The organism is Streptomyces sp. NPDC049915, assembly GCF_040656475.1.
Lineage (GTDB): Bacteria > Actinomycetota > Actinomycetes > Streptomycetales > Streptomycetaceae > Streptomyces.
The window spans coordinates 16096-30329 of record NZ_JBFAMH010000001.1 but is presented as its reverse complement, the minus strand read 5'-3'; the positions used below and the strand labels follow the sequence as shown (position 1 = coordinate 30329).

Below are 14234 nucleotides of genomic sequence, written 5' to 3'. Positions count from 1 at the left end.
CGGGCCGTCAGACGTCACCGCCGCACGGAAGCGGCGGGAGGCGTTCCGGTCGCCTCCGCCTCCGCCTCCGCCTCCGCTGCCGTTGCCGTTGCGGCCCCCGCCGCCCCTGGCTCTGTGTCCCGCCCCGGCAGGCCCCGCGCCGCCACCGCGGCCCCCGCCGCCACCGCGGCCAGGGCGAGCAGCGGCGCCCGCGGTCCGGCCAGGCCCCACAGGGTGGTCGCGGTGGCCACGCCCAGGACCGGGCCGAGGTTCAGCGCCGTCTGCTGCAGGCCGCCCGCCACCCCGGCCGACCGCGCGGCCGCCTGTCGTACGACGACGTGGGTGGCCGCCACCATCACCGTGCCGAAACCGGCGCCGAGCAGCGCGAACCCGGCACCGAAGACGAGCGGGCCGGTGGCGCGGGCGAGGACCAGCAGTCCCAGCGCGAGCGCCGCCAGCGCGGCAGCGGTCGTGCGGTGGGCACCGGCCCGGCGCAGCGCGACGGTGCAGCCGGGCGCGGCCAGGATCATCAGCGCGGCCAGCGGCAGGGCGGTCAGCGCGCAGTGCAGCGGATCCAGGCCGAGGTCGCGCTGGAGGACGTAGACGCAGGTGAACAGCGCGCCCTGGAGGGCCGCCGACGCGGCCACCAGCATGCCCAGCGCGGCGCCCACGCCCGCCGCGCCGACCGCGTCGGCGGGCACCAGCGGGTCGGCGGTACGACGCTCATGGCGGACGAAGGCCAGCGCCGCCCCCGCGGCCCCCGCGACTTCCAGCGCGCGGGCCGGCGTCCACCCGGACGCCGGGAGCGCGACGAGGGCGTGCACCGAACCGGCCAGGCAGAGCGCGAGCAGCACGGCCCCGGGCAGGTCGGGGCGGGGCGCCGGGTGCTCTCGGCGGGGCGCTCCCGCCTGCCCGCAGGCCAGGGCGAGCAGCCCGAACGCCGCAGCCGGTACGACGTTGACGAGGAACACGGCCCGCCAGCCCACCGCCGTCGTCAGCGCCCCGCCGATCAGCGGTCCGGTCGCTGCCGCCAGGCCGATGGCCGCCGTGCGCACGGCGAGCGGTCGGCGCAGCCGGTCCGGTGGGTAGGCGGCGCGCAGCATGCCGAGGGTGGCGGGCTGGAGCAGGGCCCCGAAGACGCCTTGGACGATCCGCAGCGCGACGACCCAGCCCACGCCGGGGGCCGGCGCGATCCCCGCCGAGGCCGCGCCGAAGCCGAGCATGCCGACGGCGAAGACGCGCCGGTGCCCGTACAGGTCGGCGATCCGCCCGGCGGGCACCAGCAGGCCGGCCACCGCGATGAGGTACCCGGTGGTGGTCCACTGCACCTGGCCGGCCGACGCGTGCAGGTCCGCGCCGAGGGCGGGCTGGGCGACGGTGAGGACCGTGCCGTCCAGGGCCACGACGACGGCGCCCGCGACGCTGCACGCCAGGGCCGCACGCCCCTTCACCGGGTCGTCCCGGAGCCGAGGTGGGCGTCCAGAGCGCCACGCAGCAGCGGGGTGACGTCCTCGCTGCCGGTGGCGAGCTGAAGGCTGCCCCAGCGCCACAGCTGGGCGATGCCGTGCAGGTTCGCCCACAGTGCGGCCGCGACCGTGCGGGCGTCGGCGTCCGGCCGGCCCCGGCCCACCAGGTCCACGAGTACGCCGAACAGCGGCAGGCTGGTCTCCCGCAGCCCCAGATGACCGCTCTCCAGCAGGTCGTGACGGAACATCAGCTCGTACATGCCGGGCTGCTCCCGTGCGAAGTCCAGGTAGGCACGGGCGAGTTGCTCGACGCGGGAGCGCGGCGAGCCATCGGTGTCCAGCGCCGCGACCCGGGCCGCGAGGTCGCCGAAGCCGCGGCGGGCGATGGCCGACAGCAGCTCCAGGTGGGTGGGGAACCAGCGGCGCGGCGCCCCGTGCGAGACGCCGGCGCGCCGGGCGATCTCCCGCAGGGTCAGTGCCTGGACGCCCTCATGGGCCACCAGGTCCACGCCGGCGTCGACAAGTCGGGTCCGTAGATCGGCCGGTTCGGCAGCAGTCATAGACAGTGTCTACCAGGCGGACGTAGACACTGTCTACCGAGCGGGAATGGGCCGCGTCTCCCGCGAGTTGTCCCCACATGACTCATGACACGACACAGGACGCGCTGCTCGCCCTCCTCACCGAGCAGCGCGGAGGGGTGCTGGTCACCCTCAAGCGCGACGGACGTCCGCAGCTGTCGAACGTCAGCCACCACTACGACCCCGACGAGCGGGTCGTCCGGATCTCGCTCACCGACGACCGCGCCAAGACGCGCAACCTGCGCCGGGACCCGCGCGCGTCGTACCACGTCACCAGCGCCGACCGCTGGGCCTACACGGTCGTCGAGGCGACCGCCGAGCTGACGCCGGTGGCGCAGGACCCGCACGACGAGACCGTGGAGGAGCTGATCCGCCTCTACCGCGCCGTCGCGGGCGAGCACCCCGACTGGGACGACTACCGCGCCGCGATGGTCCGCGACCGCCGCCTGGTCCTCCGGCTGCCCGTGGAGCGGGCGTACGGCATCCCCAAGGGCGCCAACGACGGCTGACGGCGCCGGCTGATCAGCCCTCGGCCGGCGCCTCGGCCGGAGTCCCGGTCCGCGCCTCGATCGCGCGCAGCACGGCGACCATGTCCGCGCCCCCGTGTCCGAGCGCCACCGTCTCCTCGAACAGCGCGTGGCAGGCGTCGAGGAGCGGTGAGGCGAGCCCCCGGACGCGGGCGGCCTCGGCGATCAGCCGGTTGTTCTTCAGGACGTCCAGCGCGGCCGCCTGTACCGCGAAGTCCCCGGCCAGCAGCTTGGGCCCCTTCATCCGGGACACCGCGCTGGCCATGGGCCCGGCATCCAGGACGTCCAGGAAGAGGGCGGGATCCAGCCCGTGCCGCCCGGCGAAGTGGAACGCCTCCGTCAGTCCGGTCACCTGGGTGATCAGGAAGAGGTTCACCGACAGCTTCATCAGCAGCGCGTTCGGGGCGGCACCGCACACGAACGTCTGGTGGCACATCGGCGCCAGCAGCGGCCGTACGGCGGACACGGCCGCCTCCTCGCCGGCCAGCAGCGCCACCAGGCGGCCCTGCTCGGCCGGTACCCGCGATCCGGAGACGGGGGCCTCGGCGTAACGGCCGCCCGCCGCGCGCACGTCCGCCTCCAGGGCGCGGGAGTACTCCGCGGACGTGGTGCCCATGTGGACGACGGTCCGACCGGCCACGCGCGCGGTGAACCCCGCGGTGTGCCGGGCGAGTACGGCGTCGACGGCCCCCTCGTCGGCCAGCATCAGGAACACGGTCTCGGCCCCGGCGAACACCTCGCCCGCGTCCGCGGCCACCGTGGCGCCGGCCGCGCGCAGCGGCTCGGCGCGGGCCGGGGTGCGGTTCCACACGGTCAGCGGGGTCCCGGCGGCGGCCAGGCGCAGGGCCATCGGCTGCCCCATGACGCCGAGACCGATGAAGCCGACATGCATGCGTCCGTCCTCCCGCGCACTCACTATGACAGTCGTCATAGTAGCGCTGTTCCATGACCATCGTCATAGCCGGCCGTCCGGCCCTACGCTGGGCACAGGCTCGGCGACGGTGTCAGGAGGTCGGAGATGGCGGGGTCCGGACCGGGGCCACGGGAGCGGATGGTCTTCAGCGCGGCCCAGCTCATCCGGCGCGACGGCGTGACCGCGACCGGGATGCGCGACGTCGCCGCGCACGCCGAGGCGCCCCGCGGCTCGCTCCAGCACTACTTCCCCGGCGGCAAGGAACAGCTCGTCAACGAGGCCGTCGGCTGGGCCGGCCGGTACGCCGCCCGGCGCGTGCCCCGTTTCCTCGCGCAGCTCGACGACCCCACGCCCAGCGGGCTGTTCGCGGCGATGGCCCGCCAGTGGATCGACGAGTACGAGAGCGGTGGCTTCGCCACGGGCTGCCCGGTCGCCGCCGCCACCGTCGACTGCTCGGCCGCCGGGCAGACGACGCGCGAGGCGACGGCCGGGGCGTTCGCCACATGGACCGGCGCGGTGGCCGAGGCGCTCACCGGCATGCGGGTGCCCGCGGACCGTGCCCGCTCCCTCGCCACCGTGATGATCAGCGCTCTGGAGGGGGCGATCCTCCTCGCCCGCAGCGAACGCGACACCCGCGCGCTCCACACGGTCGTCGAGGAACTGGGCCCCCTGCTGGACGCGGCGGCGGCGCCCCGGTAAGGGGCGCCCGGCCGGAAACGTCCGGTGGTCGAGTCGAGTCAAGGGCCGGCCGGCGGGCGGGCGTCCGGCTGTCACCCGGCAGGGAAACCGTGCCGGCGCGCCCCCGCCACCACCGCCAGCACCGGCGCCATCAGCATCAGCACGGTCCAGGGGAAGGCGCCCGCCCCGAACCGGTCGAGCAGTACCCCGCCGAGCACCCCGCCGGCCGCCATCGCCGCGTTCCACAGCGTGACCAGCATCGCCTGCGCGGCGTCGGCACGCGCGCCGCCCGCCTCCGCCGCGGCGGTCTGCAGCAGCGTCGGCACACCGCCCCAGCCGAGGCCCCACAGCCCCGCCGCGACGTACACCAGCACCGGTACGTCCGCGAAGAGGCCCAGCACGGCCGCCGCCCCGGCGACCAGCAGGACGGCCGCCACACTGAGCGCGCGCAACCGGCGGTCGATGCGGGCGCCGACGTACCAGATGCTCACCAGGGACGCCCCGCCGAACACCAGCAGCACCGCGCCGGCCGAGCCGCCCATGCCGTACCGGTCGAGGAACGTGGCGACGTAGGCGTACAGCACGGTGTGCGCGAGCACGAAGACCAGCGTGACGAAGAGGACCGGCGCCACCCCGGGCACGGCCAGTGCGCGCAGCACGGGTTCACGTGCCGTCCGCTGCTGTCCGGGCCGGTCCGGCACCAGCAGCGCGATCCAGCCGAGCAGTCCGGCGGTCACCGCGGTCATCAGCGCGAACGCCCAGCGCCAGCCCAGCAGTTCACCCAGGTAGGTGCCCGCGGGTACACCGAGCGAGAGGGCCACGGGGATGCCGGTCATCACCACCGCGACCGCCCGGCCGCGCAGTTCGGCGGGGGCCAGGCCGCGGGCGTATCCGGCGAGCAGGGCCCAGGCGAGTCCGGCCGCCACGCCGGCGACGAACCGGGCCACCATGGTGAGCGGGTAGTTCGCGGAGACGGCGGTCACCGTGTTGGCGGCGGCGAAGCCGGCCATCGCGGTCAGCAGCAGCCGCTTGCGGCGCCAGGCGGAGGTGGCCGCCGCCAGCGGGATCGCGGTGAGAGCCGTCCCGACGGCGTAGACGGTCACCGCCTGTCCGGCCGCGGACTCGCCGACGCCGAGCCCGGCGCTCATCGCGGGCAGCAGTCCGGCGGGCAGGGTCTCGGTGAGGCTGGTGACGAAGACGGCGGTGGCCAGCGCGAGAAGGGCGGCCAGGGGAAGGCGGGGGCTGAGCACCCGTACGGCGGGTGACGTGGTGTCGGTCGTCATGCCCGCAGGGTCGACCCTGACACCGGTGTCAGGTTCAAGGGGCGCCGCTGCCGAGTCAGTTCGGCGCAGGGCGGGCAGCGCCTTCGTCGGCCCCGGCAGGCATCAACTGTCAGCGGAGCGGACAGTGTGTGCCGGCGCCGGCCCGGGGGAGCCGTTGCGGCGACGGAAGGTGCGGCGGTAGGTGTCGGGGGGCACGCCGACCCGGTGGCTGAAGTGCCGGCGCAGCGTTGTCGCGGTGCCCATGCCGGTGACCGCCGCGATGGCGTCGACCGTGCCGTCGGTGGTCTCCAGCAGCTCCTGGGCGAGGCGGATCCGCTGGGTCAGGAGCCATTGCAGCGGAGTGGACCCCGTCAGCGACCGGAAGTGGCGGCTGAGGTGGCGTGAGCTCATCCGCGCCTTGCGGGCCAGGTCCTCGACGGTCAGCGGACGGTCCAGGTTCTCCAGCACCCAGGGCAGGAGGCCGGCGAGCGGATGATGGCCCGGCGCCGGGAACGGGGTGGTCACGAACTGAGCCTGACCACCGTCGCGGTGCGGTGGCACGACCAGGCGCCGGGCCACCGTGTTGGCGACCGACGAACCGTGGTCCAGGCGGACGAGGTGCAGGCAGAGGTCCAGCGCGGCGGCCTTGCCGGCGGACGTGAGCACGCTGCCGTTGTCGACGTACAGCACGTCGGGATCCACCTCGACCGCGGGATGGCGGGCGGCCAGCGCGGCCGTGTGCGCCCAGTGCGTGGTCGCGCGCCTGCCGTCCAGCAGTCCGGCCGCGGCCAGCACGAACGCCCCCGTGCACAGCGAGGCGACGCGCGCTCCCGCCGCGTGCGCCGCGCGCACCGCGTCCACGAGGTCGGCGGGCGGACTCACGTCGACGTCGGCCCACCCGGGGACGATCACTGTGTCCGCGTGGGCCAGCCGGTCCAGGCCGTGGTCGGGCTCCAGCAGGAAGTGGCCGACCCGTACGGCAGCGGGGCCGCAGACGGCCACGTCGTACCAGGGTCCGCGCACCGCGTCCGGAGCGGAGCCGAACACCTCGTACGCCACGGACAGTTCGAAGTGCAGCATGCCCTCGGTCACCGCCAGTGCGACCGTCCCCGCCCTCGGATTCATGTCCGGAATTGTACGGGTGGTGTCGTTCCCGACACTCGCGGGCGTGCACCACGGACGACAGGATGAGCGCAGTTGATCGTTCAAGCGGAGGAGAGCGGCATGGCAACGGGGCAGAGGGTGGCCGTGTACGGGGCGTACGGACACACCGGGCGGTTCGTGGTCGCGGAGTTGCTGGAACGCGGATTCGTCCCCGTCCTCTCCGGCCGCGACGCCGGGAAGCTGCGGGCGGCCGCCGGCCCGGGGCTCGATGTCCGGCCGGCGTCCGTCGACGACGCCGCCGCCCTCGACCGCGCCCTGGCCGGCGTGGCCGCCGTGGTCAACTGCGCAGGGCCGTTCGCCGTGACCGCCGCTCCCCTGATCGAGGCGGCTCTGCGGGCCGGGATTCCCTACGTGGACGTGGCGGCCGAGATCGAGGCCAACGCCGACACGTTCACGCACTTCACCGACCGCGCGCGGGCGGCGGGCGCGGTGATCGTCCCGGCGATGGCCTTCTACGGCGGCCTCGGCGACCTGCTGGCCACCGCGGCGATGGGCGACTGGACGGCGGCGGACGAGGCGCACATCGCGTACGGGCTGAACAGCTGGCACCCCACGGCCGGTACGCGTGCGGCGGGCGCGGTGTCCCGGCAGCGGCGGGGCAGCGCACGCATCGTGTACACGAACGGGCGGCTGGAACACCGTCATGACGATCCGCCGGCCCTGGAGTGGGCGTTCCCCGCCCCGACCGGTCCCCGCGCGGTCATCGGCGAGTTCACGATGGCGGACGTCATCACCCTCCCCAGCCACCTGTCCATCCCCGAGGTGCGCACCTACATGACGGTCGAGGCGGCCCGCGACGTGGTGGACCCGGACGCGCCCGCCCCGGCGCCGACGGACGAGCGGGGGCGGTCGGCGCAGACCTTCCTCGTCGACGTCGTCGTACGCTCCGGCGGTCGTGAGCGGCGTGCCGTGGCGAGGGGGCGGGACATCTACGCCGTCACCGCGCCGCTCGTGGTGGAGGCGGTCGACCGCATCCTGACGGGACGGACCCGCGGGGCCGGTGTCGCCTCGGCCGGTGCGGCCTTCGACGCGCAGGACTTCCTGGGCGCACTGTCCGCGCACGTCAGCGTCGACATCACGGGCGAGTGAGCCCGAGGGCGGCCGCAGGCGGAGGTGAGCGTGCTGTGCGGGCCGCGCGTCATCTGGCCGGTCCTCAAGGCAGGCGCTAGCCTCCCAGGGGTGATCAATGGGGCGCACGTGGTGCTGTACAGCCGGGACGCGGAGGCCGACCGGGCCTTTCTCCGGGACGTGCTGGGCTGGCCGCACGTCGACGCCGGCAACGGCTGGCTGATCTTCCGGATGCCGCCCGCGGAGGTGGCCTGCCACCCCGCGGACGGTGAGCCGTCGCACGAGCTGATGCTGATGTGCGACGACCTGACCGCGACCATCGCCGAACTCACCGCCAAGGGCGTCGACTTCAGTCCCGTGGTGCAGGCGCCCTGGGGGCGTCTGACCGGGTTCCGGCTGCCGGGCGGCGGCGAGATCGGACTGTACGAGCCACGGCACCCGCGCCCGTAGCGCGGCACCGGGCCCCGGTCGCCGTGGGCACGGCTCCCGGGGCCCGGGCGGTACGTGACCTCAGGCGGTCACCGTCTCCTGCTGTGCCGCCCGGGACACCGGCCGCCGGCCGAGCAGCTCGGTCGGCACCCGGTGCGTCTCCCGCGCCGACAGCGCGGCGATCACCGGCGGCACGCACAGCGCGGCCGTGAACAGTGCCACCGCGGCCCAGTCGTCACCGCGAGGCCCGGCGATCCGCGCGGCGAACGTCACCGCGAAACCGGCGACCGCGAACCCGATCTGGGTGCCGACGGCCATGCCGGACAGGCGGACCCGGGTGGAGAACATCTCGCCGTAGAACGCGGGCCACACCCCGTTCGCGGCGCTGTAGACGACCCCGAACGCCAGGACGCCGCACACCAGCGTCAGCGGGTAGGAGCCGGTGGAGATCGCCCACAGGTACAGCGTCATCGTCATCGCGCTGCCCACCGCGCCGACCAGGTACACCGGGCGGCGGCCGATCCGGTCCGCCAGCCGCGCCCAGAGCGGGATCGCGGCGAGCGCCACCAGATTGGCGAGCGCACCCACCCACAGCATCCCGGACCGGTCCATCCCCACCGCGTCACTGGTGGCGTACGCCAGCGCCCAGACCGTGAAGATCGTGCTGACGGAGGCGATCAGCGCGCCCGCGATCACCCGCAGGACGTCCGCCCAGTGCTCGCGCACGAGGACCGCCAACGGCAGTTTCACCACGCCCTCGGTCGCGGCCTGCCGGGTGAACGCCGGCGTCTCGGCCAGCCGGCGGCGCACCAGGTAGCCGACCACCGCGACCACGATGCTCAGCCAGAACGGCACCCGCCAGCCCCACGACAGCAACTGGTCCTCGGGCAGTGCGGCGATCGGCAGGAAGACGAGCGTGGCGATGAGCTGGCCGCCCTGCGTACCGCTGAGGGTGAAGCTGGTGAAGAACCCGCGCCGGTCCGGCGGCGCGTGCTCCAGCGTCATGGAACTCGCGCTGGCCTGCTCACCGGCAGCGGAGATGCCCTGCAGCACGCGGCAGGCCACCAGCAGCACCGGGGCGAGGCCGCCGACCTGGGCGCGGGTGGGCAGACAGCCGATCAGGAACGTCGAGACGCCCATCAGGATCAGCGTGAACACCATGATCTTCTTACGGCCCAGCCGGTCGCCGATGTGCCCGAGGAAGAGGGCGCCGACCGGGCGGGCGGCGTAGGCGACCCCGAACGTGGCGAGCGAGAGCAGGGTGGCGGTCGCCGGGTCGGAGGAGTCGAAGAAGACCTCCGGGAAGATCAGCGCGGCCGCGCTGCCGTAGAGGAAGAAGTCGAAGCACTCGAGGGCACTGCCGATCCAGGCGGCGGCCGCCGCCTTCCTGGCCTGGCCGGGCGGGGCGGTGGCGTCGTGCGGTGCGGCGGGGACGGGCACGGCGTGCTCCTTCGGGGGACTCCACGTAGGCGGAACGGGGTGAGCGGAAGAACCGCGAGACAACGCGGGGAGCGCGGGGGAGCCGGATCTTCGGCTAATTAACCCACTGGATAGTTAGTTGCGATGGCAAGCGATGTTGCGCCCGTGTTTCCCCGCTGTCAAGGGGTGTTGCCGCAGCGGAACCCCGCGGACTCAGTCGCCGGCGCGCTCCGCCGTCAGATAGGCGATCACCATGTCGCCCAGCATCGTCCGGTAGCGCTCGCGCTCCGCGGGGTCGAGCAGATCGCGCTCGAACAGTGCCCCGAAGGTGTGCCGGTTGGAGACCCGGAAGAAGCAGAACGCGCTGATCATCGCGTGCAGGTCGACGGCGTCGACGTCCGCCGTGAACAGGCCCGACCCCCGGCCGGCGGCCAGGATGCGGCGGATGACGTCCAGCGCGGGCGAGCCGATCCGGCCGAGCTTCTGCGAGGCCGCGATGTGCTCGGCCTCGTGGATGTTCTCGATGCTGACCAGCCGGATGAAGTCCGGGTGCTGCTCGTGGTGGTCGAAGGTCAGCTCCGCCAGCCGGCGGATCGCCGCGACGGGGTCAAGGTGCTCGACGTCCAGCTGCTGCTCGGCCTCGCGGATCACCGCGTACGCCCGCTCCAGCACGGCCGTGAACAGCTGCTCCTTGCCGCCGAAGTAGTAGTAGATCATCCGCTTCGTGGTGCGGGTGCGGGCGGCGATCTCGTCGACGCGGGCCCCGTCGTATCCGGCCCGGGCGAACTCCTGGGTCGCCACGTCGAGGATCTCGGCCCGGGTGCGGGCGGCGTCGCGGGTGCGTCCGCCGGTGCGTGCCGGTTCGTCGACGCTGGTCATGGGCTTCCCCCGGTGCGTTGGGCCAGTGCCGCAGATTGTAGAAGGCGGCGGGTCCGCGGCGGGCCGGGGCTTTTCGTGGGCTCGCCGGGCTGATATAGCTAACGTACTGGTTCGTACATTAGCTCCGGAGGTCAGCAGTGCCCGGTGACTCCTTCCTCGTCGGACTGATCGGTTCCGGCATCGGCCCGTCGCTCAGCCCGGCCCTGCACCAGCGGGAGGCCGACCGCCAAGGGCTCCGCTACCTCTACCGGCTCCTCGACCTCGACACACTCGGGCTGCAGCCCGAGGCCGTCGGCGACCTGGTCCGCTCCGCCCGCGACCTCGGCTACGACGGGCTCAACGTCACGCACCCCTGCAAGCAGCTGGTGATACCCCATCTCGACGCCCTGGACCCGCAGGCCGAGGCGCTCGGCGCGGTCAACACCGTCGTCTTCGACGGCGGCCGGGCCGTCGGCCACAACACCGACGTCACCGGCTTCGCCGCCTCCTTCGCGCGCGGCCTGCCCGACGCCCCGCTGGAGCGGGTCGTACAGCTCGGGGCGGGCGGCGCCGGCGCGGCCGTCGCGCACGCCGCACTCACCCTCGGCGCCGAACGGATCACCCTCGTCGACGCCCAGTCCGAGCGAGCCGCCACCCTGGCCGCGTCCCTCACCGGGCACTTCGGCGCCGGCCGGGCGGCCGCCGCGGGCCCGGACGAGCTGCCCGCACTGGTCACCGGCGCCGACGGCGTCATCCACGCCACCCCCACCGGCATGGCCGCCCACCCCGGGCTGCCGCTGGCCGCCGAGTTGCTGCACCCCGGCCTGTGGGTCGCCGAGGTGGTCTACCGCCCCCTTCGGACCGAACTGCTGCGCACCGCACGGGCGCTGGGCTGCGCCACCCTGGACGGCGGCGGGATGGCCGCCTTCCAGGCCGCCGACGCGTTCCGCCTGTTCACCGGGCGGGAACCCGACAGCGCGGCGATGCTCGCCGACCTCGCCGCCCTGACCGGCGCCGCCGCGACCACCACCCCGTGAGGCCACCGATGCGTACCTGTATCGCCACCGTCTGTCTGAGCGGCTCCCTCACCGAGAAGCTCACGGCCGCCGCCCGGGCCGGCTTCGACGGCGTCGAGATCTTCGAGAACGACCTGCTCGCCGGCCCGCTCGGTCCCGAGGAGATCCGCGCCCGCTGCGCCGACCTCGGCCTGACCATCGACCTCTACCAGCCGATGCGGGACGTCGAGGCGCTGCCCGAGGAGGAGTTCGCGCGCAGCCTGCGCCGCGCCCGGCACAAGTTCGAGCTGATGCGCCGGCTCGGCACCGACACGGTCCTGGTCTGCTCCAGCGTCCACCCGCTCGCCGTCGACGACGACGCCCTCGCCGCCGCCCAGCTCGCCCGGCTCGCCGGCCTCGCCCAGGACTTCGGCGTCCGCGTCGCCTACGAGGCACTGGCCTGGGGGCGGCACGTGTCGACGTACGACCACGCCTGGCGGATCGTCGAGGCCGCGGACCACCCGGCGCTCGGCACCTGCCTGGACAGCTTCCACATCCTGTCCCGTGGCTCGGACCCCAAGGGCATCGAGGACATCCCCGGCGACAAGATCTTCTTCCTCCAGCTCGCCGACGCGCCCCGGCTCGCCATGGACGTCCTGCAGTGGAGCCGCCACTACCGCTGCTTCCCCGGCCAGGGCGGCTTCGACGTCGCCGGCCTGGTACGGCACGTGCTGCGCACCGGATACACCGGCCCGCTGTCGCTGGAGGTCTTCAACGACGTCTTCCGGCAGGCCGACCCCGGCCCCACGGCCGTCGACGGCCGCCGCTCACTGCTGGTCCTGCACGAGGAGACCGGCGCGGCGGCACCGCCCGCGCCGGTCGTGCCCACGGGCGTCGCCTTCGCCGAACTCCTCACTCCCGACCCCGCCCCCGCCGCCGCGGTGCTCGGCGCCCTCGGCTTCACCCGCACCGCACGGCACCGCGGCAAGCCGGTCGACCTGTGGGAGCAGGGGGACGCCCGCATCCTGCTGAACACCGGCCCGGCCGCCCGCCGGGACGGGACCCGGCTCGCCGCGATCGGCCTCACCTCACCCGACCCGGCCGGCGCCGCCCGCCGCGCCGAGGCCCTGCTCGCGCCCGTACTGCCCCGCCGGCGCGCACCCGAGGACGCGCCGCTGGAGGCGGTGGCCGCACCCGACGGCACGGAACTGTTCTTCTGCGCCACCGACCGGGTGCCCGAACTCCCCGACTGGCGCGCCGGCTTCGCGGACGTGACCGCAGCCCCGCGGGACACCGGCATCCGCGGCATCGACCACCTGGCGCTCACCCAGCCCTGGCACCACTTCGACGAGGCCGCCCTCTTCCACCGCTCCGTCCTCGGCCTGGACGCGCAGGAGAGCGTGGACCTGGCCGACCCGTACGGCCTGATGCGCAGCCGCGCCGTGGCCACCGCCGACGGCAGCGTCCGCCTCGCCCTCACCGTGGGCGCGGCTCCGGGCGATGCCACCGCGCACGCCCGGCACATCGCGCTGGCCTGCGACGACGTGGTCGCCGCGGCCCGACGTTTCCGCGCGGCGGGCGGCGGATTGCTGCCGGTGCCCGCCAACTACCACGACGACCTGGCCGCCCGCTTCGACCTCCCCGAGGAGGACCTGGCGGCCTGTCGCGACCTCGGCATCCTCTACGACCGCGACCAGCAGGGCGGCGAGTTCCGCCACTGCTACACCCGGACCGTCGGCCAGGTCTTCTTCGAACTGGTCCAGCGCGACGGCGGTTACGGCGGCTACGGCGCCCCGAACGCGCCGATACGCCTGGCCGCGCAGCACACGGCACACGACGTCTCAGGGTGAGGCAGCCGATGACACCAGTCCCTCGAGCTTGTCGAGGGCCTGGGTCCAGCCTTCCTCGTGGAGGGCTCGTCGTCGCTCGGTCAGGAAGTCGCCCTGGATGACGGTCAATTCGGCCGACGCGGCGCCGATGTCGCGAAGCGTCAGCCGCACGACCGTCTCCCGGTCCTCGGGATCGGGATCCTCCCAGCGGAAGGTGTAGGACAGGCCCACCGGAGGGGTGACCTCGAGGTATTCGCCCACGAGGTGGAACACATCGCCCTCCGGTGGCTGCATCGCCATGCGATAACCGCCGCCCGGCCGCGGATCGCACTCCACGCTCGGGATGGTGAACCCCTCGGGGCCCCACCACCTGGCCAGCTCCCGTGGTTCGGTCAGGGCTCTGAACACGACAGAGGATGGCGCGGCGAGAACACGCCGCAGATGCAGCCGCAGACCACCGTCGTGCGTCATCACCGTCTCCTTACGCCCGCACGTTCCACTCCGCGACCACCGGTCGCCCGTGTTCCGTCGACAGCCGGCTCAGTGTGCCCGTCGCCAGCTGGAACAGCCGCCCCTCCGACGGCGGCAGGCCCAGGCGGCGGGCGGTCAGGACGCGCAGGAAGTGGGCGTGGGCGACCAGGACGACATCGCCGGCCGTCAGGGCCGGGACCACCCGGGACAGGACCCGGTCCGCGCGGCGGCCCACTTCCTCCGGCGACTCCCCGCGGCTGCCGGTGCCGGACGGGACGCCGTCGGTCCACAGGTCCCAGCCGGGACGGGTGCGGTGGATGTCGACGGTGGCGACGCCCTCGTACCCCCCGTAGTCCCATTCGTGCAGGTCGGGCTCCGGCACGGCCCCGAGTAGGCCCGCGAGTTCCGCCGTGCGGACGGCCCGCCGCAGCGGGCTCGTGAGAGCCAGCGCGAAGGGCCGTCCGGACAGGAGCGGAGCCAGGGACTTGGCCTGCTCCTCACCATGGGTGGTGAGGGGCAGGTCGGTGAAGCTGGTGTGCTGTCCCGTCAGGCTCCACTCGGTCTCGCCGTGGCGGACGAGGAGAAGATCACCCACGCC

15 protein-coding genes are annotated in these 14234 nt (G+C 74.2%); 6 read left to right on the top strand and 9 right to left on the bottom strand.

The window, feature by feature from the left end; all coding sequences use genetic code 11:
• Positions 1-14: 14 nt before the first annotated feature.
• Together AB0J12_RS00135 and AB0J12_RS00130 are read right to left on the bottom strand one after the other, a co-directional pair.
• On the bottom strand, positions 15-1430 hold the full coding sequence (locus AB0J12_RS00135) for an MFS transporter (protein WP_363261813.1): 1416 nt from the start codon (positions 1428-1430) through the stop codon (positions 15-17).
• Positions 1427-2005, bottom strand: a complete 579-nt coding sequence (locus tag AB0J12_RS00130; protein ID WP_363261812.1) for a TetR/AcrR family transcriptional regulator — start codon at positions 2003-2005, stop codon at positions 1427-1429. Before AB0J12_RS00130 ends, AB0J12_RS00135 begins: the two co-directional genes overlap by 4 nt.
• A 77-nt stretch (positions 2006-2082) precedes the next feature.
• Between AB0J12_RS00130 and AB0J12_RS00125 the strand changes: the two genes are divergently transcribed.
• The gene (locus tag AB0J12_RS00125; RefSeq protein WP_363261811.1) at positions 2083-2532 is read left to right on the top strand and encodes a PPOX class F420-dependent oxidoreductase; all 450 of its coding nucleotides are present in this window, start codon (positions 2083-2085) and stop codon (positions 2530-2532) included.
• Between the two features lie 13 nt (positions 2533-2545).
• On the opposite strand, the gene AB0J12_RS00120 is transcribed toward AB0J12_RS00125, so the two are convergent.
• Positions 2546-3442 carry an NAD(P)-dependent oxidoreductase gene (locus AB0J12_RS00120; protein ID WP_363262260.1) on the bottom strand — a complete coding sequence of 299 codons (897 nt, stop codon included), beginning with the start codon at positions 3440-3442 and terminating at the stop codon, positions 2546-2548.
• Between the two features lie 126 nt (positions 3443-3568).
• On the opposite strand from AB0J12_RS00120, the gene AB0J12_RS00115 reads away from it, so the two are divergent.
• Positions 3569-4162, top strand: a complete 594-nt coding sequence (locus AB0J12_RS00115) for a TetR/AcrR family transcriptional regulator (RefSeq protein ID WP_363261810.1) — start codon at positions 3569-3571, stop codon at positions 4160-4162.
• 71 nt (positions 4163-4233) lie between these two features.
• On the opposite strand, the gene AB0J12_RS00110 is transcribed toward AB0J12_RS00115, so the two are convergent.
• Positions 4234-5424, bottom strand: coding sequence for an MFS transporter (locus AB0J12_RS00110; RefSeq protein ID WP_363261809.1), 1191 nt, complete (start codon positions 5422-5424; stop codon positions 4234-4236).
• A 102-nt stretch (positions 5425-5526) separates the two neighbouring features.
• Positions 5527-6528, bottom strand: a complete 1002-nt coding sequence (locus AB0J12_RS00105) for a helix-turn-helix domain-containing protein (protein WP_363261808.1) — start codon at positions 6526-6528, stop codon at positions 5527-5529.
• 99 nt (positions 6529-6627) lie between these two features.
• Between AB0J12_RS00105 and AB0J12_RS00100 the strand changes: the two genes are divergently transcribed.
• Together AB0J12_RS00100 and AB0J12_RS00095 are read left to right on the top strand one after the other, a co-directional pair.
• A complete protein-coding gene (locus AB0J12_RS00100) occupies positions 6628-7656 on the top strand; it encodes a saccharopine dehydrogenase NADP-binding domain-containing protein (RefSeq protein ID WP_363261807.1) in 1029 nt (342 codons plus the stop codon).
• A gap of 90 nt (positions 7657-7746) precedes the next feature.
• Positions 7747-8085 carry an extradiol dioxygenase gene (locus tag AB0J12_RS00095; RefSeq protein WP_363261805.1) on the top strand — a complete coding sequence of 113 codons (339 nt, stop codon included), beginning with the start codon at positions 7747-7749 and terminating at the stop codon, positions 8083-8085.
• A gap of 60 nt (positions 8086-8145) precedes the next feature.
• Here the strand turns inward: AB0J12_RS00095 and AB0J12_RS00090 are convergent, their stop codons facing one another.
• On the bottom strand, positions 8146-9504 hold the full coding sequence (locus tag AB0J12_RS00090) for an MFS transporter (RefSeq protein WP_363261804.1): 1359 nt from the start codon (positions 9502-9504) through the stop codon (positions 8146-8148).
• 192 nt (positions 9505-9696) lie between these two features.
• Entirely contained in the window at positions 9697-10362 is a 666-nt protein-coding gene (locus AB0J12_RS00085) for a TetR/AcrR family transcriptional regulator (RefSeq protein ID WP_363261803.1), read from the bottom strand.
• Between the two features lie 137 nt (positions 10363-10499).
• Between AB0J12_RS00085 and AB0J12_RS00080 the strand changes: the two genes are divergently transcribed.
• The gene (locus tag AB0J12_RS00080) at positions 10500-11378 is read left to right on the top strand and encodes a shikimate dehydrogenase (protein WP_363261802.1); all 879 of its coding nucleotides are present in this window, start codon (positions 10500-10502) and stop codon (positions 11376-11378) included.
• An 8-nt stretch (positions 11379-11386) separates the two neighbouring features.
• Positions 11387-13186 carry a TIM barrel protein gene (locus AB0J12_RS00075; RefSeq protein ID WP_363261801.1) on the top strand — a complete coding sequence of 600 codons (1800 nt, stop codon included), beginning with the start codon at positions 11387-11389 and terminating at the stop codon, positions 13184-13186.
• On the opposite strand, the gene AB0J12_RS00070 is transcribed toward AB0J12_RS00075, so the two are convergent.
• Both AB0J12_RS00070 and AB0J12_RS00065 read right to left on the bottom strand, forming a co-directional pair.
• Entirely contained in the window at positions 13178-13636 is a 459-nt protein-coding gene (locus AB0J12_RS00070; RefSeq protein ID WP_363261800.1) for an SRPBCC domain-containing protein, read from the bottom strand. The genes AB0J12_RS00075 and AB0J12_RS00070 overlap by 9 nt on opposite strands.
• Before the next feature lie 10 nt (positions 13637-13646).
• Positions 13647-14231, bottom strand: coding sequence for a histidine phosphatase family protein (locus AB0J12_RS00065; protein WP_363261799.1), 585 nt, complete (start codon positions 14229-14231; stop codon positions 13647-13649).
• Positions 14232-14234 lie beyond the last annotated feature (3 nt).

What these genes read in the sequence shown, in the direction of transcription:
- AB0J12_RS00130 (WP_363261812.1), bottom strand. Translation starts at nt 2,005, where the DNA reads ATGACTGCTGCCGAACCGGCCGATCTACGGACCCGACTTGTCGACGCC.
- AB0J12_RS00110 (WP_363261809.1), bottom strand. Translation starts at nt 5,424, where the DNA reads ATGACGACCGACACCACGTCACCCGCCGTACGGGTGCTCAGCCCCCGC.
- AB0J12_RS00100 (WP_363261807.1), top strand. Translation starts at nt 6,628, where the DNA reads ATGGCAACGGGGCAGAGGGTGGCCGTGTACGGGGCGTACGGACACACC.
- AB0J12_RS00070 (WP_363261800.1), bottom strand. Translation starts at nt 13,636, where the DNA reads ATGACGCACGACGGTGGTCTGCGGCTGCATCTGCGGCGTGTTCTCGCC.
- AB0J12_RS00105 (WP_363261808.1), bottom strand. Translation starts at nt 6,528, where the DNA reads ATGAATCCGAGGGCGGGGACGGTCGCACTGGCGGTGACCGAGGGCATG.
- AB0J12_RS00125 (WP_363261811.1), top strand. Translation starts at nt 2,083, where the DNA reads ATGACTCATGACACGACACAGGACGCGCTGCTCGCCCTCCTCACCGAG.
- AB0J12_RS00115 (WP_363261810.1), top strand. Translation starts at nt 3,569, where the DNA reads ATGGCGGGGTCCGGACCGGGGCCACGGGAGCGGATGGTCTTCAGCGCG.
- AB0J12_RS00075 (WP_363261801.1), top strand. Translation starts at nt 11,387, where the DNA reads ATGCGTACCTGTATCGCCACCGTCTGTCTGAGCGGCTCCCTCACCGAG.
- AB0J12_RS00120 (WP_363262260.1), bottom strand. Translation starts at nt 3,442, where the DNA reads ATGCATGTCGGCTTCATCGGTCTCGGCGTCATGGGGCAGCCGATGGCC.
- AB0J12_RS00085 (WP_363261803.1), bottom strand. Translation starts at nt 10,362, where the DNA reads ATGACCAGCGTCGACGAACCGGCACGCACCGGCGGACGCACCCGCGAC.